This window comes from Leifsonia shinshuensis (assembly GCF_022606355.1).
In the GTDB taxonomy this organism is placed as follows: domain Bacteria; phylum Actinomycetota; class Actinomycetes; order Actinomycetales; family Microbacteriaceae; genus Leifsonia; species Leifsonia shinshuensis_B.
Genome location: NZ_JAHHZQ010000001.1, coordinates 74,259 through 95,869 on the forward strand (window position 1 = coordinate 74,259; position 21,611 = coordinate 95,869).

Annotated in this window: 23 protein-coding genes and 1 tRNA gene; 14 read left to right on the plus strand and 10 right to left on the minus strand. The window is 71.8% G+C overall.

Annotated elements, in window-relative coordinates:
* Positions 1-6 precede the first annotated feature (6 nt).
* The 4 genes from KNO15_RS00390 to KNO15_RS00405 are packed head-to-tail and all read left to right on the plus strand — an operon-like array spanning position 7 to position 4,138.
* The gene (locus tag KNO15_RS00390) at positions 7-885 is read left to right on the plus strand and encodes a ketopantoate reductase family protein (protein ID WP_241701383.1); all 879 of its coding nucleotides are present in this window, start codon (positions 7-9) and stop codon (positions 883-885) included.
* Positions 882-1,649, plus strand: a complete 768-nt coding sequence (locus tag KNO15_RS00395; protein ID WP_241701384.1) for a fumarylacetoacetate hydrolase family protein — start codon at positions 882-884, stop codon at positions 1,647-1,649. The genes KNO15_RS00390 and KNO15_RS00395 overlap by 4 nt, the downstream gene beginning before the upstream one ends.
* A 12-nt stretch (positions 1,650-1,661) precedes the next feature.
* Positions 1,662-3,191 (plus strand): glutamate--tRNA ligase, encoded by a 1,530-nt coding sequence (gltX, locus tag KNO15_RS00400; protein WP_241701385.1) that lies wholly within the window; start codon positions 1,662-1,664, stop codon positions 3,189-3,191.
* Between the two features lie 8 nt (positions 3,192-3,199).
* Complete coding sequence (locus KNO15_RS00405) at positions 3,200-4,138, plus strand: NAD(P)/FAD-dependent oxidoreductase (protein WP_241701386.1); 939 nt, start codon at positions 3,200-3,202, stop codon at positions 4,136-4,138.
* Between the two features lie 69 nt (positions 4,139-4,207).
* Here KNO15_RS00405 and KNO15_RS00410 read toward each other — a convergent pair whose 3' ends face one another.
* The gene (locus KNO15_RS00410; protein ID WP_241701387.1) at positions 4,208-4,654 is read right to left on the minus strand and encodes a MarR family winged helix-turn-helix transcriptional regulator; all 447 of its coding nucleotides are present in this window, start codon (positions 4,652-4,654) and stop codon (positions 4,208-4,210) included.
* Between the two features lie 93 nt (positions 4,655-4,747).
* On the opposite strand from KNO15_RS00410, the gene KNO15_RS00415 reads away from it, so the two are divergent.
* Positions 4,748-5,827 carry a hypothetical protein gene (locus KNO15_RS00415; protein ID WP_241701388.1) on the plus strand — a complete coding sequence of 360 codons (1,080 nt, stop codon included), beginning with the start codon at positions 4,748-4,750 and terminating at the stop codon, positions 5,825-5,827.
* Between the two features lie 105 nt (positions 5,828-5,932).
* Positions 5,933-6,004, plus strand: a tRNA-Gln gene (locus tag KNO15_RS00420).
* A gap of 323 nt (positions 6,005-6,327) precedes the next feature.
* Here the strand turns inward: KNO15_RS00420 and KNO15_RS00425 are convergent.
* Entirely contained in the window at positions 6,328-7,095 is a 768-nt protein-coding gene (locus tag KNO15_RS00425; RefSeq protein WP_241701389.1) for a YrzE family protein, read from the minus strand.
* Between the two features lie 188 nt (positions 7,096-7,283).
* Between KNO15_RS00425 and KNO15_RS00430 the strand changes: the two genes are divergently transcribed.
* The gene (locus KNO15_RS00430) at positions 7,284-7,757 is read left to right on the plus strand and encodes a hypothetical protein (RefSeq protein ID WP_241701390.1); all 474 of its coding nucleotides are present in this window, start codon (positions 7,284-7,286) and stop codon (positions 7,755-7,757) included.
* Positions 7,758-7,775: 18 nt separating this feature from the next.
* Here the strand turns inward: KNO15_RS00430 and KNO15_RS00435 are convergent, their stop codons facing one another.
* Together KNO15_RS00435 and KNO15_RS00440 are read right to left on the minus strand one after the other, a co-directional pair.
* The gene (locus KNO15_RS00435; RefSeq protein ID WP_241701391.1) at positions 7,776-7,913 is read right to left on the minus strand and encodes a hypothetical protein; all 138 of its coding nucleotides are present in this window, start codon (positions 7,911-7,913) and stop codon (positions 7,776-7,778) included.
* Positions 7,914-8,065: 152 nt separating this feature from the next.
* Positions 8,066-8,263 (minus strand): hypothetical protein, encoded by a 198-nt coding sequence (locus KNO15_RS00440; protein ID WP_241701392.1) that lies wholly within the window; start codon positions 8,261-8,263, stop codon positions 8,066-8,068.
* Between the two features lie 104 nt (positions 8,264-8,367).
* Between KNO15_RS00440 and KNO15_RS00445 the strand changes: the two genes are divergently transcribed.
* Both KNO15_RS00445 and sufU read left to right on the plus strand, forming a co-directional pair.
* Complete coding sequence (locus tag KNO15_RS00445) at positions 8,368-9,648, plus strand: SufS family cysteine desulfurase (RefSeq protein WP_241701393.1); 1,281 nt, start codon at positions 8,368-8,370, stop codon at positions 9,646-9,648.
* Positions 9,645-10,082, plus strand: coding sequence for a Fe-S cluster assembly sulfur transfer protein SufU (gene sufU, locus KNO15_RS00450; RefSeq protein WP_241701394.1), 438 nt, complete (start codon positions 9,645-9,647; stop codon positions 10,080-10,082). The genes KNO15_RS00445 and sufU overlap by 4 nt, the downstream gene beginning before the upstream one ends.
* A gap of 77 nt (positions 10,083-10,159) precedes the next feature.
* Here sufU and KNO15_RS00455 read toward each other — a convergent pair whose 3' ends face one another.
* Both KNO15_RS00455 and KNO15_RS00460 read right to left on the minus strand, forming a co-directional pair.
* Positions 10,160-10,441 carry a hypothetical protein gene (locus KNO15_RS00455; RefSeq protein WP_241701395.1) on the minus strand — a complete coding sequence of 94 codons (282 nt, stop codon included), beginning with the start codon at positions 10,439-10,441 and terminating at the stop codon, positions 10,160-10,162.
* An 85-nt stretch (positions 10,442-10,526) separates the two neighbouring features.
* Positions 10,527-11,024, minus strand: a complete 498-nt coding sequence (locus KNO15_RS00460; RefSeq protein ID WP_208041405.1) for a MarR family winged helix-turn-helix transcriptional regulator — start codon at positions 11,022-11,024, stop codon at positions 10,527-10,529.
* Between the two features lie 39 nt (positions 11,025-11,063).
* Between KNO15_RS00460 and KNO15_RS00465 the strand changes: the two genes are divergently transcribed.
* Positions 11,064-12,032, plus strand: a complete 969-nt coding sequence (locus KNO15_RS00465) for a DMT family transporter (RefSeq protein WP_241701396.1) — start codon at positions 11,064-11,066, stop codon at positions 12,030-12,032.
* On the opposite strand, the gene KNO15_RS00470 is transcribed toward KNO15_RS00465, so the two are convergent.
* Positions 11,942-12,910, minus strand: a complete 969-nt coding sequence (locus tag KNO15_RS00470; RefSeq protein ID WP_241701397.1) for a Dyp-type peroxidase — start codon at positions 12,908-12,910, stop codon at positions 11,942-11,944. The genes KNO15_RS00465 and KNO15_RS00470 overlap by 91 nt on opposite strands.
* 363 nt (positions 12,911-13,273) lie before the next feature.
* Between KNO15_RS00470 and KNO15_RS00475 the strand changes: the two genes are divergently transcribed.
* The 3 genes from KNO15_RS00475 to KNO15_RS00490 are packed head-to-tail and all read left to right on the plus strand — an operon-like array spanning position 13,274 to position 17,188.
* Positions 13,274-14,569 carry a quaternary amine ABC transporter ATP-binding protein gene (locus KNO15_RS00475; protein WP_241701398.1) on the plus strand — a complete coding sequence of 432 codons (1,296 nt, stop codon included), beginning with the start codon at positions 13,274-13,276 and terminating at the stop codon, positions 14,567-14,569.
* Positions 14,566-16,296: an ABC transporter permease/substrate binding protein gene (locus KNO15_RS23240; RefSeq protein WP_308220412.1), complete on the plus strand. Its 1,731-nt coding sequence runs from the start codon at positions 14,566-14,568 to the stop codon at positions 16,294-16,296. The genes KNO15_RS00475 and KNO15_RS23240 overlap by 4 nt, the downstream gene beginning before the upstream one ends.
* 19 nt (positions 16,297-16,315) lie before the next feature.
* Complete coding sequence (locus KNO15_RS00490) at positions 16,316-17,188, plus strand: metal-dependent hydrolase (RefSeq protein WP_241701399.1); 873 nt, start codon at positions 16,316-16,318, stop codon at positions 17,186-17,188.
* Between the two features lie 84 nt (positions 17,189-17,272).
* On the opposite strand, the gene KNO15_RS00495 is transcribed toward KNO15_RS00490, so the two are convergent.
* The 3 genes from KNO15_RS00495 to KNO15_RS00505 all read right to left on the minus strand — a co-directional run bounded on the left by KNO15_RS00495 (position 17,273) and on the right by KNO15_RS00505 (position 18,665).
* Positions 17,273-18,067, minus strand: a complete 795-nt coding sequence (locus KNO15_RS00495) for a nuclease-related domain-containing protein (protein WP_241701400.1) — start codon at positions 18,065-18,067, stop codon at positions 17,273-17,275.
* A 64-nt stretch (positions 18,068-18,131) separates the two neighbouring features.
* Positions 18,132-18,359 carry a hypothetical protein gene (locus KNO15_RS00500; protein ID WP_241701401.1) on the minus strand — a complete coding sequence of 76 codons (228 nt, stop codon included), beginning with the start codon at positions 18,357-18,359 and terminating at the stop codon, positions 18,132-18,134.
* Positions 18,360-18,416: 57 nt separating this feature from the next.
* Positions 18,417-18,665: an SCO4226 family nickel-binding protein gene (locus tag KNO15_RS00505; RefSeq protein ID WP_241701402.1), complete on the minus strand. Its 249-nt coding sequence runs from the start codon at positions 18,663-18,665 to the stop codon at positions 18,417-18,419.
* Positions 18,666-18,774: 109 nt separating this feature from the next.
* On the opposite strand from KNO15_RS00505, the gene KNO15_RS00510 reads away from it, so the two are divergent.
* Positions 18,775-21,597, plus strand: coding sequence for an ATP-binding protein (locus KNO15_RS00510; protein ID WP_241701403.1), 2,823 nt, complete (start codon positions 18,775-18,777; stop codon positions 21,595-21,597).
* Positions 21,598-21,611: the final 14 nt, after the last annotated feature.

Sequence of the window (21,611 nt, forward strand, 5' to 3'; positions counted from 1 at the left end):
CGTGCCATGAGTCCTGCCGAACCCGTTTTCGCCGTCGTCGGCCCCGGTGCCGTGGGCGGCCTGCTCGCCTGGCTGCTGAGTCGCGCTGGTCACGATGTCGTCGCGGTCGGCCGCCCGGCGACCGTGGAGGCCATCCGGGCGCGCGGCATCGAGGTGCGCAGCGGCGCCTTCGGCGACGGGGTGGAGCGGGTCTCCGCCTCGACCGAGGTCCCGACCGGAGCGCGCGTGATCGTCGCCACGAAGGCCTACGGGCTCGACGACGTCCTCCCGGGCATCGCGGCGGCGCGGCCGGTCGAGGTGCTCTCGGTGCTTAACGGGGTCGAGCACATGGCGCCGCTGCGTGCAGCTCTGCCGGAGGCCGCTGTCGCCGGCGGTTCGGTGACGGTCTCGGCACTGCGCGCCTCCAGCACGGTGATCGACCACCGCAGCCCGTTCCTGAACGTCGAGGTCCCGTCCGCCGCAGGCGACTTCGCGGTCGTGCGCGCACTGGCGGACGCGGGGCCGCGCGTGCGGGTGGGCGGCACGGAGGCCGAGGTGCTCTGGGCCAAGTTCCGGCTGCTGTCGGCGCTCGCGCTGCTGACCTCCTACTGGCGGCAGTCCGCGGGCCCTGCGCTGAGCGAGGACCCCGAGCTGACCGAGGCGGTCGTCTCGGAGATCGCCGCGTGCTCGACCGCGGAAGGGGTGCCGTTCTCCGCGCTCGACCTCGTGCGCGCGCTGCACAGCGTTCCGGGAGGCTTGCGCACCTCGCTGCAGGAAGACCTCGCCGCCGACCGCCCGAGCGAGCTCGACGCGCTCGGTGGCGCTCTCCTGCGCGTCGGCGCCCGGCACGACGTCGCGACTCCGGCGATCGCGCGCATCGTCGCGGCGCTAGGCTCGAACGCGTGAAGATCGCACGATTCAGCCACGACGGGAAGATCGACTACGGGATCGTCGACGACGACGCACTGGTCGTGCTCGCCGGCGACCCGATGTTCACCGGGTTCGACACCACGGGGGAGCGCGTGCCGCTCGGCAAGGTGGGGGCGCTGCTCGCGCCGGTCATCCCGCGCTCGAAGGTCGTCGCGGTGGGCAAGAACTATCGCGAGCACGCGGCCGAGATGGGCGGCGACGCCCCGGAGGAGCCGCTGCTGTTCCTCAAGCCGAACACCTCCGTCATCGGCCTCGGCGACCCGATCGTCGTGCCTCCGCAGTCCGAGCGCGTCGACTTCGAGGGCGAGCTCGCTGTCGTGATCGGCACGATCGCACGCAACGTGTCGGAGGCGGACGCGGCGAGCCACATCTTCGGCTACACCGTCGCCAACGACGTCACGGCGCGCGACCTCCAGCAGAAGGACGGCCAGTGGACGCGGGCGAAAGGCTTCGACACCTTCTGCCCGCTCGGCCCCGTCATCGAGACCGAGCTGCCCGCCGGGGCCGTGCTGCGCACCCGCCTGAACGGCGAGCTGAAGCAGGAGGCGCCGATCAGCGACATGGTCCACGACATCCCGTCGATCATCGCGTACGCCTCGAGCGTGTTCACGCTGCTGCCCGGCGACGTCATCCTCACCGGCACACCGTCCGGCATCGGCCCGATGAAGCCGGGCGACACGGTCGAGGTGGAGGTCGACGGCGTCGGGTCGCTGGTGAATCCGGTGCGCGCTCCCAAGTAGGATTCCAAGGGTATGTCTGACAACGATTCGCACCCCTTCTCGACCGCGACCGGCGCCGATGTGCGCGTGCGGTTCTGCCCGTCGCCCACCGGTACGCCGCACGTCGGCCTGATCCGCACGGCCCTGTTCAACTGGGCGTACGCGCGGCACACCGGCGGCAAGCTCATCTTCCGCATCGAGGACACCGATGCCTCGCGCGACAGCGAAGAGAGCTACGCGATGATCCTGGACGCGCTGCGCTGGCTGCGCCTCGACTGGGACGAGGGCATCGACGTCGGCGGCCCGCACGGCCCGTACCGGCAGTCGCAGCGGTACGACATCTACCGCGACCTGATCGAGCGTCTGAAGGCCTCCGGCCACATCTACGAGAGCTTCGCCACCGGCGAGGAGATCGAGGCGCGCAACGTCTCGCTCGGCCGTGACCCCAAGCTCGGCTACGACAACTTCGAGCGCGACCTCACCGACGATCAGAAGGCCGCCTATCGCGCGGAGGGCCGCGAGCCCGCGCTGCGCCTGCGCGTGCCGGACACCGATCTCAGCTTCGACGACCTGGTGCGGGGCGAGATCACGTTCCCGGCGGGCTCCTTCAGCGACTTCGTGGTGGTGCGTCCCAACGGCCACCCGCTCTACACGTTCGTCAACCCGGTCGACGACGCGCTCATGGGCGTGACGCACGTGCTGCGCGGCGAAGACCTGCTCTCGTCGACCCCGCGGCAGATCGCGCTTTACCACGCGCTGATCGACGCCGGGGTGACGACGTTCGTGCCGCGGTTCGGGCACCTCCCGTACGTGATGGGCGAGGGCAACAAGAAGCTGTCCAAGCGCGACCCCGAGTCGAACCTGTTCCACCATCGCGACCGCGGGTTCATCCCCGAGGGGCTCGTCAACTACCTCGCGCTCCTCGGCTGGTCGCTGAGCCACGACCGCGACGTCTTCTCGATCGACGAGCTGGTCGCCGCGTTCGACGTCGCAGACGTGAACCCGAATCCGGCGCGGTTCGATCAGAAGAAGGCCGAGTCCATCAACGGCGACCACATCCGTCTGCTCGAGGTCGGCGACTTCGCCGAGCGCACCGTGCCGTACCTCGTCGCCGCGGGCGTGCTGACCGAGCCGCTGACCGACGCGCAGCGTACGGTGCTCGACCAGGCCGCCCCGCTCGTGCAGGAGCGCGTGCAGCTGCTCGGAGAGACTCCGGGGATGCTGGGCTTCCTGTTCACCGACTTCGCGTCCCTCGTCGTCGAGGACGATGCCCGCGCATCGCTGCCCGATAACGCGGGCGAGGTGCTGGCGGCGTCCATCGGTGCACTGGAGCTCGTCCGCGAGGACGAGTGGACGCACGAGGCGATCGAGTCCGCGCTGCGCGACGCTCTGGTGGAGGCCCTCGGGCTGAAGCCGCGGGTCGCGTTCGGCCCGCTGCGCGTCGCCGTGTCGGGTCGCCGGGTGTCGCCTCCGCTCTTCGAGTCGATGGAGATCCTCGGCAAGACCGAGTCGATCGCGCGCCTGGACGCGCTCTCGGCGTCGCTGGGCGCGCCGGAAGCCTAGGGCGCGCGGTGACGGCCAGCGTCGAAGTCCTCGTCGTCGGGGGAGGCCCTGCCGGGCTCAGCGCCGCGCTGAACCTGGCGCGGGCCCGCCGCCGGGTGCTGGTCGTCGACGGCAACCGACCTCGGCACGCGGCGACCCTGCGGGCGCACGGCTTCCTCACGCGCGACGGCGTCGCCCCCTCAGAGCTGCGCAGGCTCGGGCGCGAGGAGGTCTCCGGCTATGACGACGCCGACGTGGTGTTCGCTCAGGTGAGCGACGTCGCGGTCGAGGCGGACGGGTTCCGCGTGCGCGGTCGCGGCGTGCGCGGCGGGGGCGACGTGGACGTGGTGGCCTCGACCGTCGTGATCGCGACCGGCGTGACCGAGACGATGCCGGCCCTTCCGAGCCTGCGCGCGTACTACGGGACGCAGCTGCACAGCTGCCTGGAGTGCGACGGGTTCGAGAAGGCCGGCGAGGCGCTCGCGTTGATCGGCGAGACGACCGACCTGGTGGAGCGCGCCCTGCTGCTCACGCAGTGGACGGACGATCTGATCGTCTTCACCAACGATGTCGCCCCGGTGAGCGACGACGAGGAGCGTGCGCTGGCGCGACTCGGCGTGCGCGTCGAGCGCCGCGCGATCGACGACCTGGTGGGCGAGAAGGGTGCCATGACCGGTGTGCGACTCGCCGACGGCACAGTGATCGAGCGCGCGGGCGGTTTCGTCCGTCCGGTCTGGACGCCCGCGGTGTCGTTCGCGGAATCCCTCGGACTCGACACGGACTCCGACGGCTATCTGGTGACGGACGCGCAGGGGCGCACCTCGGTGCCGGGCGTCTACGCCGCGGGCGAGACCGCAGCGCCCGGGCCGCAGCAGCTCATCGTCGCGGCCGGGTCGGGTGCGGTGGTCGCCGCGGCGGTGAACCGCGACCTCATCGGCATCGCGGCGGACGACGCGACCGTCTTGTAGCGGCGAGGGGCACGCAAACGCCCCTAAAACCTACGTTTGGGGGCGTTTGCGTGCCCCTCGGCACAGCCGTCACTCGTCGGGTGCGGCGTTGTAGCGCTCCAGCATCCGGGCGAAGGCCTCCAGGTCTCCCTGCGACCAGCCCTCCAGGCGGCGGGCGACCGAGTCCAGCACGGTGCGCGTCGACTGGTGGAAGGCGGCGCTGCCGGCGTCGGTGAGCCGCAACGCGATGCCTCGCGGGCCTCCTGCCGGCTCTTCGTCGGCGCTCACGTAGCCGTGGTCGAGGAGGGCGCCGAGCTGCCGCGAGACCGTCGAGCGGTTGAGCTGGAAGTGCGTGGCGATGTCCACCGCGCGACAGCCGGGATTGTCCTGGATGTAGGTGAGCAGTGAGCGGTCGACCACCGACAGCGCCTCGTCCTCCCGGCGTACGCGCGCGGTGCCGCGCCGGCCGACGGTGAGGAGTTCGCGCTGCACGCGGGCGATCGGGTCGGAGTCGTCCGGGAGCGCGGAGGTCGTCATCGCACCAGCCTATGACCTCCAGGTTGCACAATACAACAATCCGCAGTATGTTGCTTTCTGCAACTCCGCTTCTGAGAGGATTCCGACCGCCGCATGTCCGCGCACCGCATCACGCCCGTCCCCGCCGCCGCCCGAAAGCCGGGTGTCTGGCCGCCGGCGTCCTTCTGGAAGACGTTCGGCTCGCACATCGTCATCCCGCTGTTCCTCGCCGCGGGAATGGCTCTCGCCTATCTCGGCGCGTTCCATGCCGCGCAGCCAAGCAACATCCCGGTCGGGATCGTGGGAGAGGGTCCGGCCGCGGAGGTCTTCGCGCAGACGCTCAACGACAAGGCGCCGGACGCGCTCGACGTGCGAACGGTGGCGACGGTGAAGTCGGCGAAGCAGAAGGTGGCCGACGGGACGATCTCCGCCGCCTACGCGACCGACTCCGCCCACGCGACGATCATCCTGTCGACCGCTGCATCGCCCGCCGAGGCGAGCGCCGCGGAAGAGCTGCTGCTGCCGATCGCGTACCAGCAGCACCTGCCGGTGACGGTCGACGACGTCCGCCCGGTTCCGGCCGACGATATGACCGGCCAGGGCCTGTTCTTCCTGATGGTGGCGATGAGCGTCGGCGGCTACTCCAGCGCGATCGCGATCGCCGCCGTGACGGCGCGGCTGGGCATCGGCTGGCGCATCGCCGTCTCGGCCGCCACCGCTGTGGTCGTGTCCGCGATCGGTGTCGTGGTCGCCGGCCCGCTCTTCCACGTGCTCACGGGCAACGAGCGGAGCATCGGCCTCCTGGCCGCGCTCTACACCTTCGGGATCATCACGATCGGCGTCGGCCTCCACCCGATGCTCGGCCGATGGGCGACGCCGGTGCTGACCCTGCTGTTCGTCATGCTCAACGTGACGACCTCGGGAGGGATCTTCCCGACGAACATGATGCCTCCGTTCTTCGCCGGTCTCAGCACCTTCTGGACGGGCGCCGCCTGGCTCGACGCGGCCCGTGCGCTCACCTACCTGCCCGGCCAGCCGTTCGGCTTCGACGGCCTCCGGCTCGCGCTCTGGGCCGCGGCCGGCCTGGCCCTCATCGGCATCAGCCACCTGCTCACGCTGCGTCGCAGGCAGGCCGCCGACGATACGCTCGCCGCCACCGCGGAGGAGGAGGAGACGGCGGCGGTCGCCGCCTGACCGCAAGGGCCGGGCGACGGCTCGCCCGGCCCTCCGGCGTTTTGTGGAAGCAGCGGCGCATAGGCTAGAGTTGTTACTCGTGCCCGGGCCTTGGCCCGAAGCCCTTGGGGTATGGTGTAATTGGCAACACGGCTGATTCTGGTTCAGTTGTTCTTGGTTCGAGTCCAGGTACCCCAGCAAGACGAGCACCTCGAGAGCCCCGGAATTCCGGGGCTTTTTCGTTGCGTGCGACGCGCTTCCCGTCACGGCCGGTCGCGGCGCCCACCATCCTGCCGACACTACGCGCCGCCCGGATTCCGAACGAACTCTCAGACAGCGCGCCCCGCGTCACGGCCGCATCCCCGCCTCCGTTCACCCGTGCGTAACCCGCGCGGGGGACACTGATTCGACCGGTGTTCGCGGATCCGGGGGGTTCCGCCCGAGCCGAAGGTCGCTCCATGACGTGGGCGACTGTGCGGCCGGTCTCATCCACAGGACGGGATGAGACCGGCCGCACCCTTTCAGCGGGTGGTGTCGGCCGGGCCGGTGCCCGCGCGTGCACCCTCTGCCGTCGAACCCGCGGCGTACGTCGGGTCGGGCGCGAAGCCCACGCGGTCGATTCGCCGGTGGTAGCGCATGCCGGCGAGGCCGCCGAGAGCCGCGGCGATCAGGCTGACGACGGCTACCGCGACCGCCGTCACGATGCCGGTCAGCGTGAGGGAGCCCTCGTCGAGCGGGATGCGCGGGAAGCTGTTGAGGTTGCCCAGGATGTTGTACTGGCTGCCGAGGATCAGGCTGAGGATCGCGACGACGACCGCCATGATCACCGCCCAGATCCATACGGCCACCCCCTGGCGGAGCCCGTTGAAGCGGGCCATGCGCCCGGCGACGTACCCGCCGCAGAAGTACGAGGCGAAGAGGATGACCACGAGCGCGATCGCCCCGGCGATTCCGACTGTCGCAGCGTTCTTGCCCACCTGGTCGGCGGCGGCGTTCGGGCTGCCTGTCGCCCCGACCCCGACGGCGGCCCCGGCGGCGGCGACCAGTGCGGTGAGCAGCACGGCCATCCCGGTCGCGGTCAGCCAGCCGAAGAACGCGGACCCGAACTTCATGCCGCCGAACTCGCTGCGCTCGCGGGCGACGACGTCCTCCCGGCGTGCGCGGTTGTCGACCAGCGGCTCTGCCATGGGCGCGTCGGTCCCGGGCACAGGCTCGGAGCTGCGCGTCTCCGGCTCGTAGGCCCGGGTGCCGGGGCCCGGCTCGTCTGCGGGGGGAGTGCGGTCGGTCATCTCGGAGCCTCCTGACGGTCCACCCGCGGTGCGCGGGCTCGTGGGGCGATCTGCCGGAGCGGACGGTAGCCGGGAGGCGGCGCCCTGCCCAGGGCGTTGAAACCCGGTTCCGTCGGGTGTAAGCACAGGCCCGCAAATCGGTCCCGAGGCGTACAATCGATCCCACTCCGGCGGAGGGAGAGGAGCTGATGGGATGGTTCGCCCGCCCTCGGGGAGCAGCCTCCTCGGGGGATCCACTGGCGGAGGACGGCCTTGATGCGCTGACCCTGCTCGCCGTGCTCGAGGAGGCCGTCGCACAGCTCGACGCCGCCGAGGCGCTGCTCGAGCGGTGCGCCCTCGCGGGCGATCCGGGGCACTCCGCCGGCGGCCGCACTCCTGACCGGAGACTGGGCGTTGCGGAGGCCCGCCAGGGTCTGCGGCTGCGGGTCGCCTTCACCCAGCTGTCGCGCTGGCTGGAGGGGATGGACTGTGGGCCGGAGCAGGAGCGGTTGCGCGCCGACACCTCCCGGCTGCTGCGGTTCTACCTGCTGATGATCAGCTCGGCGCTCGATGCCGCCTTCACGCCGTCGTCACGACAGCACATCGCGGTCCGCGGCGGAAACGGCGGCACCGCTGGCCGGCTCATCGAACTGCGCGATCTTGCGCGAGCAGCGGTCGAATAGCCCGCGCAGCGCGCCGGGTCAGGGCGCACCATGCACGCCGGGCGACAGCGGCGCGCCGGAGAACGAGTCGATCACGGCGACCGATCCGAAGCCCACGAGTGCGACCGCGACCACCGACAACAGGACAGCGACCAGCACGGACTGACGACGATTCATGTTCCCCCCATGAGCGACTGCTCGGACCCCAGCGCCCGGTCAGGCTAGCACCCCGCAAGGCCCCAGGCAGAATCGGCGTTCCACCCCGAGACGCGTCGGTCGCTCCGCCGCCGCGGAGGGGACTCGCGCATGCGGACGCGGATGAGCCGCTCTCAGCGCCCGCGCCGCCTCCGCAACCCGAACCCGATCAGCACTCCGCCGCCGATCGCCACCAGCACGCCGACCCCGCGCACGATCCACTGCACCTCACCGGTGGCGGCGTCGACCAGGAGGGGACCGGCGAGGCCGACCACCACGAGCAGGATGCCGACGACGAAGAACCAGGGGGAGCCGTTGGTGCGTTCGACCATGTCATCGAGACTACCGGCGGCTGGGGAGACGCTCCGCTGGCCGTCGTCACAGTCCGCTCACGCACGGCGGGATTGCAGCGAACCCCGCTAGCGTTGGTGTCAGTATGCGCACCGACACCCTCGACCCGGTCCGACTCCGCTCGGACTTCCCGATCCTCGCCCGCGAGGTCAACGGCCACCCCTTCGTCTACCTCGACTCGGGCGCCACCTCGCAGAAGCCCCGCCAGGTCCTCGACGCCGAGCGCGCCTTCGCCGAGCGGTACACCTCCGCGGTGCACCGGGGCGCCCACACCGTGGCGGGGGAGGCCACCGAGCTGTTCGAGGAGGCCCGCGCCCGCGTCGCCGGGTTCGTCGGAGCCCGGCCGGAGGAGCTGGTCTGGACCTCCAACGCCACCGAGGGCATCAACCTGCTCGCCTACAGCATCTCCAACGCCTCGCTGGGGCGCGGCGGGCCGGTGGCCGAGCGCTTCCGGCTGGGCGGAGGCGACGAGATCGTCGTCACGGAGGCCGAGCACCACGCCAACCTCATCCCGTGGCAGGAGCTCGCCGCGCGCACGGGTGCGACCCTGCGGGTGATCGGACTGACGGACGACGGGCAGCTGCGGCTCGACCAGGCGGCCGAGCTGATCGGCGCACGCACGAAGATCGTGGCCTTCAGCCACGTCTCGAACGTGCTCGGCGCGATCAATCCGGTCAGCGCACTGGTCGAGCTGGCGCACGAACACGGCGCACTGGTCGTGCTCGACGCCTGCCAGTCGGTTCCGCACCTCGCGGTCGACCTTCCCGCGCTGGGCGTCGACTTCGCCGTCTTCTCCGGACACAAGATGCTCGGACCGACCGGCGTCGGCGCACTCTACGGCCGCACCGAGCTGCTCGACGCGCTTCCGCCGTTCCTCACCGGCGGATCGATGATCACCACCGTCACGCTGGAGGGTGCAGAATACCTGCCGGCCCCGCAGCGGTTCGAAGCGGGCACGCAGCGCGTGTCGCAGGCGGTCGCGCTCGCCGCAGCGGTCGACTACCTCGACGCCGTGGGGATGCCCGCGATCGAGGCGCACGAGGAGCAGCTCGGAGCGCGGCTCGTGGCCGGACTGGCCGCAATCCCGGGCGTGCGCGTCCTCGGCCCCGGCGCTGGCGTGCCCCGGGTCGGCCTGGCGAGCTTCGTGGTGGAGGGCATCCACTCGCACGACGTCGGCCAGTTCCTCGACGACCGCGGCATCGCGGTGCGGGTCGGGCACCACTGCGCGCAGCCCGTGCACCGGCGCTTCGGGGCGACGGCCTCCACGCGGATCAGCACCTACCTGTACAACACCGCCGACGAGGTGGACGCGGCCATCGCCGCCGTGGCGGACGCCCGCGACTTCTTCGGAGTGATCGACCGATGAGCGACCTCCAGAACCTCTACCAGCAGGTCATCCTCGACCACGCGCGCGAGAAGCACGGCTTCGGGCTGCGCGACGACGCGGCGGCGAGCTCGCACCAGTACAACCCGACCTGCGGCGACGAAGTGACGGTCGGCGTGCACCCGGACGCGGACGGCCGCATCCACGCGATCAGCTGGGAGGGTCACGGCTGCTCGATCTCGACGGCGTCGGCCTCGCTGCTGAGCGACCTCGTGCATGACACCGACCGCGCGACGCTGACGGCGTCGATCGGCGCGTTCCGCGAGCTGATGCAGTCCAAGGGCACTCTCGAGGGCGATGAGGAGCTGCTCGGCGACGCCGTCGTGCTCGCGGGCGTCTCGCGCTACGTGACGCGCGTGAAGTGTGCGATGCTGCCCTGGGTCGCGCTGGAGGACGCCCTCCTCAAGTCCTCCTGAGCCGCCTGACTCCCGTCGAGGGGCACGCAAACGCCCCTAAGACGCGGTTTTAGGGGCGTTTGCGCGCCCTTCGGGCGTCAGGGGACGGGGGCGAGGTCGACCTCGTCGGCGATGGCCTCCAGAGCGGAGGGCAGCGTCGGGAAGGTCGTGCCGTAGATCAGCCCGGACGGGCCGGCTGCCGTCCACGTCTCCTTCTGCTTCGCCACTCTGCCCACCAGATAGCGCTTGTGGCCGCCGAGCACCTGGCGCTGCGCGATCGGGAGCGTGAGCGGGAACGCGTAGACATCGCCGCGCGGACTCACCACCAGCTCCCAGCGGGCGCGGCCCGGGTTGAACTTGCTCGTGAAGATGCGCGACATGATGGCCTTTTGTACCTCGCCGCCGCGGTCCGTCGCCACGTAGATGACGGCCTGTTGCGGCGGGCGGTCACACGCCCCGGCGCCGTCAGCCGCCGAGATGCGCCAGCCAGGTCGTGAGGATGCGCTCCAGGGCGCGCGCGTCGGCGGGGGAGAGCTCGTCGAGCAGCCTCCGTTCGTTGGCGAAGTGCTCGGTGACGGCCGCGTCGATCCGGGCGACGCCGTCCGGGGTGAGTGCGACGACGCGACCGCGGCCGTCCGTGGACGACGTCCGCCGGGAGACCAGTCCGGCCTCCTCGAGCCGATCGATGCGCTTGCTCATGCCGCCGGTGGTCACCATCGTGTGCTGCGCGAGCTCGCCGGGCGTGCGCTCGTAGGGTGCGCCGGCGCGGCGAAGGGTGGCGAGCACGTCGAAGTCGCCCTCCGTGAGCCCGTGGCGGGCGTACACGGCGACGAGCTGCTCGGTCAGGAGGCCGGCGACGCGGTGCAGGCGGCCGATGACCCCCTGGGGTGCTGGATCGAGGTCTGGGCGCTCGCGGCGCCATTCCTGCTGGATGCCGGCGACGCGGTCGGGTGCGGGAGTCATGACTTCACAATACCTTCCATGGAAGCTAAAATAGCTTCCATGGAAGCTAAATGGCGCTGGATCGCCGTCACCGCGATCGCGCCCATCGCCTGGGGATCGACCTACGTCGTCACGCGGGCGGTGCTCCCCGACGCACCGCTGTGGGGCGCCGTCCTGCGCGCGCTGCCTGCCGGGCTGCTGCTCCTGGCCGTCGCCCGGCGGCGGCCGCGCGGGGCGTGGTGGTGGCGGGCGTTCGTGCTCGGCGCGCTCAACGCGGGTGGGTTCTTCGTCCTCGTGTACGCCGTCGCCCGGCTGCTGCCGTCCGGCATCGCCTCGACGGTGATGGCGACCTCCCCGCTCGCCCTGATGGGATTCGGCTGGATGCTGCTGGGCCAGCGGCCACGGGCGTTGTCGCTGGCGGGAGCCCTCGCGGGTGTCGCCGGGGTCGCGGTGATGCTCTACGGGGGAGGCGCAGCGGCCGACCCGCTCGGGCTGGTGGCCGCCGTCTCCGCGATGCTCCTCTCTGCGGTGGGCTACGTTCTGGCGACCCGATGGAGCGACGTCGATGTTCTCTCGTCGACGGCCTGGCAGCTGGTGGCGGGCGGCATCCTGGTGCTTCCCTTCGCTGCGCTGGTGGAGGGCGCGCCGCCGGCGCTCGACGCCGCGGCGATCGCGGGGTTCGCCTACGTGTCGCTGGTCGCGACCGCGCTGGCCTATCTCGCCTGGTTCGCCGGGATGCGCCGCCTCGGACCGGCCGTCGTCGGGCTCGTCGGGCTGCTCAACCCGGTCACCGGCGTCGCTCTGGGCGCGCTCGTGGCGGGGGAGGCGCTCACGTCACGACAGTTCGTCGGCCTTGCGATCGTGCTCGTCGGGATCGGGGTCGGCCAGATGGCGCGCGGCGGTCAGGCGGCGCGCGCTGGTCGGCGCGCAGGCGGGGATCAGCCCGAGAGCCCCTCCAGGAAACCGCGGGTCGGAACGAAGAACGTCGTGCCGGTCACGGCCGTCGAGAAGTCGAGGATGCGGTCGTGACTGCCGACCGGGTCGCCGACGAACATGCGCTCGAGCATCTTCTCGATCACCCAGAGCCGGCGTGAATAGCCGATGAAGTAGGTGCCGAACTCGCCCTGGCCGGGGCGCCCGAACGGCATGTTGTCGCGCAGGATGTCGTGCTCGACGCCCTGGTCGTCGGTGATCGTGGTGAGGGTCTTGTGCGCCTTCTGGCCGTGTTCGACGTCGTCGAGCTCGATGTTCTCGACCTTCGTGCGGCCGATGACGCCCTCCTGTGACGGCACGGGGAGGCGGTTCCAGGTCGAGAGGTCGTGCAGGTACTTCTGCACCACCACGTAGCTGCCTCCGGCGTGCGCGGGGTCCTCGGCGCCGACGATCGCAGCGTCCGCCATGTCGCCGCCCGTCGGGTTGGCGGTGCCGTCGACGAAACCGAGCAGGTCGCGGGCGTCGAAGTACCGGAACCCGGTGACCTCGTCCTGTACCGTGATCGCGTCGCCGAGGAGGTCGAGCAGCTGCCGCTCGAACTCGAAGCAGAAGTCGCCGCGCTCCGCCCGGATGTGGAACAGCAGGTCGCCGGGCGTCGCGACCGCGGTGTGCACGGCGCCGTGGACCTCCGCAAAGGGGTGCAGCTCCACGGGAGGCGCGACCTCCGTCAGCCGCGACCAGAATTGCGCTCCGACGCCGATGTTGCACGAGAGGTGCGCGTTCAGGTCGCGGAAGCCGACGGTCTTCACGAGGTCGGAGATGCTCGAGATCACGTCGCGTGCGGTGGCGAGCGCCTCGGGCGTGTCGGCCACCGTCACGACCAGGAAGACCGCAGCGCGCGAGAGCGGCGCATCCACGCTCTGCGGTTCGATCGGGACACGCTGCCAGGGGTGATCACCCGTGCTGTTCGCCATGCGCCCACTCTGCCGGATCCGCCCCGCCGGCGGTAGCACCGCGCCGCCGCGCGTCTGTGGATGCTCACACGCCCGATTGGCGATCGCTGCGAAATCACTGATAGCGTCGAAGGCGTCCCTGGGCGCTGAATGGCATGGCGCACCGGGGTGAACCAGCCCGCGATCCGCAGCCGTGTGGCCGCACAGGTGGCCCGGTGGGATCGTATGGCCGGCTGGCATGGGCGCACCCCGATGGTCGCGCCAGCGATGGCGATTCGCGTGGAGAGTCCGCGCTCGAGTCGTGCTGCCGTCGCGGCATGCCGCCGCCCCGGGCGCAACCACTGTGCGTGCCTCGCGGGGGCGAGTGCGCCTGGGAGTACAGAGTTGAGCGACACGATCGCCGTCGAGGCGAGGAACATCTTCAAGGTCTTCGGACGCAAACCGCAGGAGGCCGTGCGCCGCTTGCGCGATGGTGCCACGAGAAGTGAGCTGACGGGGCTCGGGACGGCCGCCGTCATCGATGCGGGGCTGACGGTCCGGCGCGGCGAGATCTTCGTCGTGATGGGGCTCTCGGGCTCGGGCAAGTCCACGCTGATCCGGCTGCTGAACGGCCTCCTGGAGCCGACGGCAGGCGAGGTCGCGATCATGGGGACGACCATCACCGGGCTGCCGGCGAAGCAGCTGCGGGAGGTCCGCAGGAAGCACATCTCGATGGTGTTCCAGCACTTCGCCCTCCTGCCGCACCGCACGGTGCTGGACAACATCGCCTACGGCTTGGAGGTGCAGGGTATGCCGGCCGCCGAACGGCGTGCACGTGCGGCTGAGATCCTCGGGCTCGTCGGCCTGGACGGCTGGGGCGGCAAGCTGCCTTCCGAGCTCTCCGGCGGTATGCAGCAGCGCGTCGGCCTCGGCCGCGCCCTGGCCGCCGACACCGATGTGCTGCTGATGGACGAGGCGTTCTCCGCTCTCGACCCGCTGATCCGCCGTGAGATGCAGGAGCAGCTGCTCGAACTGCAGGCCTCGCTCGGCAAGACCATCGTGTTCATCACGCACGACCTGAACGAGGCGATGTTCCTCGGCGACCGCATCGCGGTGATGCGCGACGGCCGGATCGTGCAGACCGGCACGCCGGAGGAGATCCTCACCGACCCGGCTAACGACTACGTGGCGAGCTTCGTGCAAGACGTCGACCGCGCCCGCGTGCTGACCGCGGCGAGCGTGATGGAGCCGGCCAGAGCGCTGGTCACGGTCGCCGGAGGCCCCCGGGCGGCGATGCGCACCATGCGCGACCTGCAGACGTCCGCCGCCTTCGTGGTGGGCCAGGGCCGCCGGCTGCTCGGCGCCGTCCGCGACCGCGACGTGATGCGCCAGGTGCGCGACGGCCGTTCCGATCTCGCCGAGGCGATCTCCACGGACATCGCGACGGTGTCGCGCGACGAAGTGCTCAGCGAGCTCGTCGAGCCGGCCGTCGGCAGCGCCCTCCCGCTCGCGGTGGTCGACAACCAGCACCGGCTGCTGGGGGTGATCCCGCGGGTGACCCTTCTGGCCGCGCTCGGCAACGTCACCAGCGATACGACGGAGATCCCGGTCGTGGTCGAACCGCCGGCGACCGTGCCGGCGGACGCGATGACGCTGGCCCTGCGGGAGACCGCGGGCGACGAGGCGGAGGTGCTCGCATGACCGCGCTCGCACTCGCGACGACGAAGGTCGTCCCGCTCGGCGACGGGGCGACCCACGTCGTCGACTTCGTGACGACGACGTTCGGGGGCGTGTTCGACGCCATCCGCATCGTGTTCACGGGCATGTACGACGGCGTCGACTGGGCGCTGCAGACTCCGCCGTTCTGGGGCGTCATCCTGATCGTCGCGATCCTCGCGGTGTGGCTGCGCGGCTGGGTGTTCGGTGTCGGCACGGTGGCCGGACTGCTGCTCATCGCCGGCATCGACCAGTGGTCGAACGCGATGGACACGCTCGCCCTCGTGCTCGTCTCCGCCGTCATCGCTGTGGCCGTGAGCCTGCCGCTCGGCATCCTCGCCGCCCGCTCGAAGGCGGCCTCGGCGATCATCCGGCCGGTCCTCGACTTGATGCAGACGATGCCGGCGTTCGTCTACCTGATCCCGGCGCTGATCCTGTTCCGCGTGGGAGTCGTGCCCGGCATGGTCGCCACCATCGTGTTCGCGATGGCCCCGGGCGTCCGGCTCACCGAGCTCGGCATCCGCGGCGTCGACTCCGAGCTGGTGGAGGCCGGCAGGGCGTTCGGCTCGCCGCCCGGGCGCATCCTGCGGCAGATCCAGCTGCCGCTGGCGATGCCGTCCATCCTGGCGGGCGTCAACCAGGTGATCATGCTCTCGCTCTCGATGGTCGTCATCGCGGGGATGGTCGGCGGCGGTGGTCTGGGCCGCGACATCGTGCAGGCGCTGAGCCGCGTGGACGTCGGCCTCGGTTTCGAAGCGGGCGTCGCCGTGGTGATCCTGGCGATCATCCTCGACCGGCTGACCGCTGCGGCCGGGCAGGCGCGGCTCCGGATGCCGAAGCGGGCCCTGGCCGTGCTCGGCGCCGCCCTGCTCGTGGTCATCGGCGGCACGGCCGTGACCGCGGCCTCCACAGCGGGCGGCGACAAAGGCACGGTGAAGGTCGCCGTGTTCAACGGCTGGCCAGAGGGCGAGGCGGCCTCGTACCTGTGGAAGCACATGCTCGAGAAGGAGGGCTACACCGTCCGGTTCGAGTACGCCGACGCCGGCCCGGCCTTCGCCGGCCTCAGCACCGGCGACTACGACATCGCGTTCGACGGCTGGCTGCCGACCACGCACGCCCAGTACCTGAAGACGTACGGCAAGAACCTCACCGACCTCGGCGCCTGGAACGACGAGGCGAAGCTGACGATCGCGGTCAACAAGGACGCACCGATCGACTCGCTCGACGAGCTGGCGTCGCACGCCTCGACGTTCGGCGACCGCCTGGTGGGCATCGAGCCCGGCGCCGGCCTCACCGAAGCGGTGCAGCAGAAGGTCATCCCCGGGTACGGCCTGCAGAAGCTGGACTTCGTGACCTCCTCGACGCCGGCGATGCTCGCCGAGCTGTCGAGCGCCATGAAGAAGGGCGACGACGTGGCCGTGACGCTCTGGAGGCCGCACTGGGCGTACGACCAGTTCGACCTGAAGGATCTGAAAGACCCGAAGGGCGCGCTGGGCGCGGCCGAGTCCATCCACTCGATCGCGAGCGCTGACTTCCCGAAGCGGCAGCCGCAGATCGCCGAATGGGTGAAGAAGTTCCGGATGAGCTCCGAGCTGCTCTACTCGCTCGAGAACGCGATGTTCAACAGCGGTGCCGACTCCGGACAGTACGACCGCATCGTGGCGCAGTGGATGGACGAGCACGCTTCGTACGTGGACGGCCTCACGCGGTAGCGCGCCGTAGGCTGGCAGCATGAGCCTCCCCGCCGGCGACACCGTCGTCACCTACCCCGACGGCGATCTCGCCTCGACCGGGACCGTACTGCACCTGCAGCCGCTCGACGACGGGCGCACCGCCGTCATCCTCGACCGCACCGCGTTCCACCCGGTCGACCCGGTCTGGCCCGACCAGCCCGCCGACGCCGGCGTCCTGCTCGTCGGAGGCCGTTCCGTGCCCGTGGTCGCCGCCGTGGTCGGCGCGACCGACGGCACGGCGCTGCACGTCGGCGACGCACCGGTGCGCACCGGAACGCCAGGGTGGGCGTTCGTCGTCTGCCACCTCGTGGACGACGCGACCGGGATCGAGCAGGGGGCGACGGCCGCGGTGGAGGCCGACCCGGAGCTCCGACGGGCGCTGTCGGCCGGGCACACCGCATGCCACCTGGCCTCCCTCGCCCTCGACGACGCGCTCGCCGCGCTGTGGACGAAGGAGGTCCCGCTCGACGGCCGGGGTCGGCCCGCGTTCGACCAGCTCGCGATCGCCTCCTCCCGTATCCTCCCCTACGGATCGGTCGACGAGTACCGCATCGGCAAGAGCCTGCGCAAGAAGGGCTTCGCCGCGGCCGAACTCCCCGCGGCGCTCGGCGAGGTGACCGAGGCCGCGAACGTCCTGCTCGCGCAGTGGGTGGCCGCCGGCGACGACGTGGCCATCTCGATCGAACGCGACGGCGGCGGTCTCGGCGAGCGCCGCCGCTGGCGGGCGGACCTCCCCGGCGGCGCCGTCGAGATCCCGTGCGGCGGAACGCACCTGCGCTCGCTGGCCGGGCTGTCCGCGATCCGTATCCAGCTCGACTACGACACCGGGGAATCCTCCCTCACGATGCGCACGACCGTCGAGCACGTGTGACCCCGACGGGCAGCACTGCCGAGGGGCGCGTGAACGCCCCTAACGGCGCGTTTCAGGGGCGTATGCGTGCCCCTCGGCAGCTCCCTAGTGCGGGAGGAGCGGCAGCGCGACCGCGATGCCGGCCAGGGCGACGGCGAGCACCCAGCCGACGCGCACCAGCTGGGCGGTGCGCACTTCCCGCTCGATGAGGGCGAAACGTTCGAGCGTGTCGGCAGACGACTCGGCGGGACGCCACGTCGCCGGGTCGTCGAAGAGCCGGGCGACGGCGGCGACGGTCGCAGCGTCGACCACCGACGGGCGCCGGGTCAACCAGCGCAGCAGCGTCTCCGACCGGAGGACGCGCACGCGCCGCGGCTGCTGTCGCACGGTGACCTCCTTGGTTCCGACGAGCACGACGAGGGCCGTCACCGGCGTCACGAGTCCCGCCTGAGCGAGCACCCCGCGCACGCGGGAGGCCTCCAGGTCGGAGTTGCGCAGGTACGGCTGCTTCTGCCCGGCCACCATGACGGCACGCTCGGCGACCCAGACCCGCTGGCCCCGGTGGTGCTTGGTGTTGATGACGAAGACACCGGCGGGGCCGACCACGACGTGGTCCACGTCGGCCACGGCGCCGTTCTCGTCCGGGCGGGTGCCGACGGGCACTGCGTGGAAGACGCTCCAGCCGTCGGGGAGACGGTCCAGGAGGGCTCCGACTTCGCGCTCGCCGAGAGCGCCGGCGAACCACGGCTCGGTCTCGGCGCCGAGCGGGCGTGCCCCGAGCGCCCGGGCGAGCGGCGAACGCGGGGGAGACTGGGTGTGCAACCGCACCACCTGCTCCATCACCGCAGCCCCGGGGGCGCGGTCGCGCATGCGCGTCGTGCGCCGTCCGTCGTCGTTCATCCCTGACAGCGTAAAGAGCGGGAAGCGGGCCCTGAAGTCCCCACTGAGGGACGAAATCCGCGGCCTACCCTTGGCCGGGTGCCCCCTCGGCGCGGGGCAGATCCTCGGTCTCCTGAGCGTCGTCGTGCGCGCGGTCGCCCTGGCCGCGCGCGCCGTCACCCGGCAGCCGCTCCTCGAGCGATTCGTTGCGGCCGGCGACCTCCTCGAGGGCGTCCTCGGGAGTCTCGCCGAGTTGGGCCACCCGGTCGGCCAGGTCGTGCGCGTCGAGCGGCTCGTCGTGTCGGTCGGTCATGCCGTGCACTGTACGCCGCCGCGCGACGCGACCGGGCGCCGTGGAGCGGTTCGGTCGTCAGACGACGATGTCCACCGCGTAGACCTGATCGGTGGGATGACCCGCCTTCTCGTGCACGCGCATCACCGCCTCCTTCGACGGTCCGGTGGAGAGGCAGAACACCTTCCCGCTCTCCGGATCGAGCCAGGCCTTCTCGAAGTGCACGCCCTCCTCGCCCTCGACGGCCAGGTCGGCATCGTGCGCCTCGGCCAGCTGGTCCTGCGTGACACCGACGAACCCGTCGTGAACATCCATGAATCGTGCCATGATCGGCTCCCTTCCTCGCTCCCAGCGTGGCGGCGGCCGAGCGTGCGCGGCATCGGTCATCCGACCGATCCCGGTACTGCACGCTCGACCGCGGCGCTATGCTTCGGCCATGGATGCGGGTGCCGCGTCATCGCTCGGCCTCCAGCGGGTGTGTCCGGTCTTCGTGGGCCGGGAGGACCTCCTCGCCCTGGCGTCCCGCCGGAAGGCGGAGGCGGCAGCGGGACACGGCGGTGTGCTCCTCATCTCGGGCGAGGCCGGCATCGGCAAGTCCCGGCTGCTGGACGAGGTCGTCGCGAGCGCGGGAGGGCGGCGCCTCCGCGCTGACGCCTACGCCGACGACCGCGAGACCCCGGGAATGCTGATCCTGGACATCGCGACGGCGCTGGAGGACGCAGGGGAGCACGCCGCCGCCGCCCACCTACGCGGACTCGTCCTCGACGGGCCCGTGCCCTGGCCGCCGGAGGCCGAGGCCGACCGCCCTCGCCGGCTCGTGGTGGCGCAGCTGGCGTCCGCGCTCGCCGCGGTCCTCGCGACGCCGACCGTGCTCACGCTGGAGGACCTGCACTGGGCGGACGCGCTCAGCCTCGACGTCCTGAGACGGGTGGCCGTCGCCGTCCGCGAGCGGCCCAGCCTGGTGGTCGCGACGTTCCGCACCGAGGACAGCCGGATCTCCGCCGCCGCGACCGCGTGGCGGCTGGATGTCGTCGCGCACCGCTTGGCCGAAGAGGTCCGACCGGTCCGGCTCGACGCCGACGGCGTCTCGCGGATGGTCGCCGCGATCCGGCGGAGTCCAACCTCGCAGGACGCGCTCGCCCGCCTCGTCGCCGTGAGCGACGGCATTCCGTTGCAGGTGGAAGAGCTGCTGGCGGCCGGTGCGGGCGGGGAGCCCGAGACCGTCGCCGCCGCGGTGCTGTCGCGGATGCGGGGTCTTTCCGCGCCGGCGGTTGCGGTGCTGGAGGCCGCGGCGGTCGTCGGTCGTGACTTCGACGACGGGATCCTCTCGGTCGTCATCGGCGAGGAGGTGGACCGCGACGCGCAGGAGGCGGCACTCGACGAGCTGGTCGGACGGCACTTCCTGGTCCGCACGCCGAGCGGTTCGTTCGACTTCCGGCACGCGCTCATCCGCGACGCGGTGTACTCCGTGCTGCCGTCCGGTCGACGCCGGGTGCTGCACAGCCGGGTGGTCGACGCCGGGGCCGGGCTGTCCGACGCCTTGCTGTCCCTGCACAGCGAGCGGGCGGGCCGAGCACGGGAGGCGTATGCGCTCGCCCGGCGGGCTGCTGCCCGGGCTTCCGCCCTCTCCGCGCACCGCGAGGCGGTCGACCTCTATCGCCGCGCGCAGCGCACCCTCCCGCTCGGCCTCGGCGTGCAGGAACGCGCCGACCTGCTGCGCCGCCTGGGCGCGGAGCTGGCCGCCGCGGATGAGAACACCGAAGCGGAACGGGAACTGAGCAGGGCCGTCGACTTCTATCGCACGGCCGGCGCCGACGTGGAGGCCGCGGCCGTCGTCCCGTCCCTCGTCGCCTCGCGCCACCTGCTCGGGGCCGACTATTCGGCGCGGGTCTCGGCGATCCGCGCGGCACTGGGCTGGATCGACGGCGACGACCGCGGGCAGGCGCGCGAGGTGCGCGGCCGGCTGCTGGCGGCGCACGCGGCCGCCGCCATGCTGGAGCGCCGCCTGGACGACGCACGGAACGTGGCAGAGGAGGCGCGCGGACTCCTCACTGCCGAGAGCGACCGAATCGCGATCGACGCCACCCTCGGCTCGGTGCTCGTCTTCGCGGGAGCGGGCGAGCCGGCCTGGGAACTGCTGCGCTCCGCGGCGGAGGGCGGTGCAGAGCACGGCGAGGAGGAGGCCGCCGCCCGGGCGTACCGGATGCTCGGATCGAGCGCCTCCGTGCTGCTTCAGTACGAGCGCGGTTCGGAGTGGCTCGCTGCCGGGATCGCCTACGCCGAGCGCATCGAACGGTGGAACGACGCACACTACCTCGCGGCGCACCTGGCGCACGTGCGCTGGGCGACCGGCGACCTCGCCGGAGCGGAGGCCATGGCCTCCCGTACCCTGGCCGACGGTCGCGGCGGGATCACCACGGAGGTGACCGCGCTGCACGTGCTCGGCTATTGCGCGCTGTCGGCGGGGGACCTGCCGCGCGCGCGGGAGGTGCTGACGCAGGCCAGGGCGATCGGTGAGCGCATGCAGGAGTTGCAGCGGCTGTCGCCGGCCCTCTGGGGGCTCGCCGAAGTGGCGCTGCGGTCGGGGGACCCACGGGCTTCCGTGCGACTGTGCGAGCGCGGCGCACAGGAGTCGCGCCGCGTGGAGGACTCGGCCTACGTCTTTCCCTTCGCCGTCACCGGGGTACGGGCGCACCTCTCCGTGGGCGACAGCGACGGTGCGCGCGCCTGGCTCGACGAGGTGACGGCGCTCGTCGAGCGGCGGAGGATCCCCGGGACCGAGTGCGCGCTCCGACACGCGGCCGGCCTCCTCGCGCTCCGCGAGCGGCGGCTGACCGAGGCGCGCGACCTGCTCGCCGACGCCTCCGCGGGCTGGGACGCCGCCGGGCGCTGGTGGGAGGGTTCGCAAGCGCTGCTCGACCGGGCGGAGTGCGCCCGGCGGACACGCAGCCCCCTGGAGGCGGCGCAGCTCCTGGCCGCCGCACGCGAGCGCGTGGCCGGGACCGCCCTCCAAGCTCCGGCCGACGAGCTGACGGCTCGACTGGCGGAGGGTGTGGCGCCGACCCTGCTGAGCGCCAGGGAGGACGAGGTGGCGAGGCGCATCGCGACGGGCGCCACGAACCGCCAGATCGCGGAGGCGCTCCACATCACACCGCGCACGGTCGCGACGCACGTGGAGCACATCCTCACGAAACTCGGGGCCTCGCGTCGGGCGGAGATCGCCGCGTGGGCGGCCGACCGCGAGACTGCGGTCGAGTGAGGGGACTACGATTC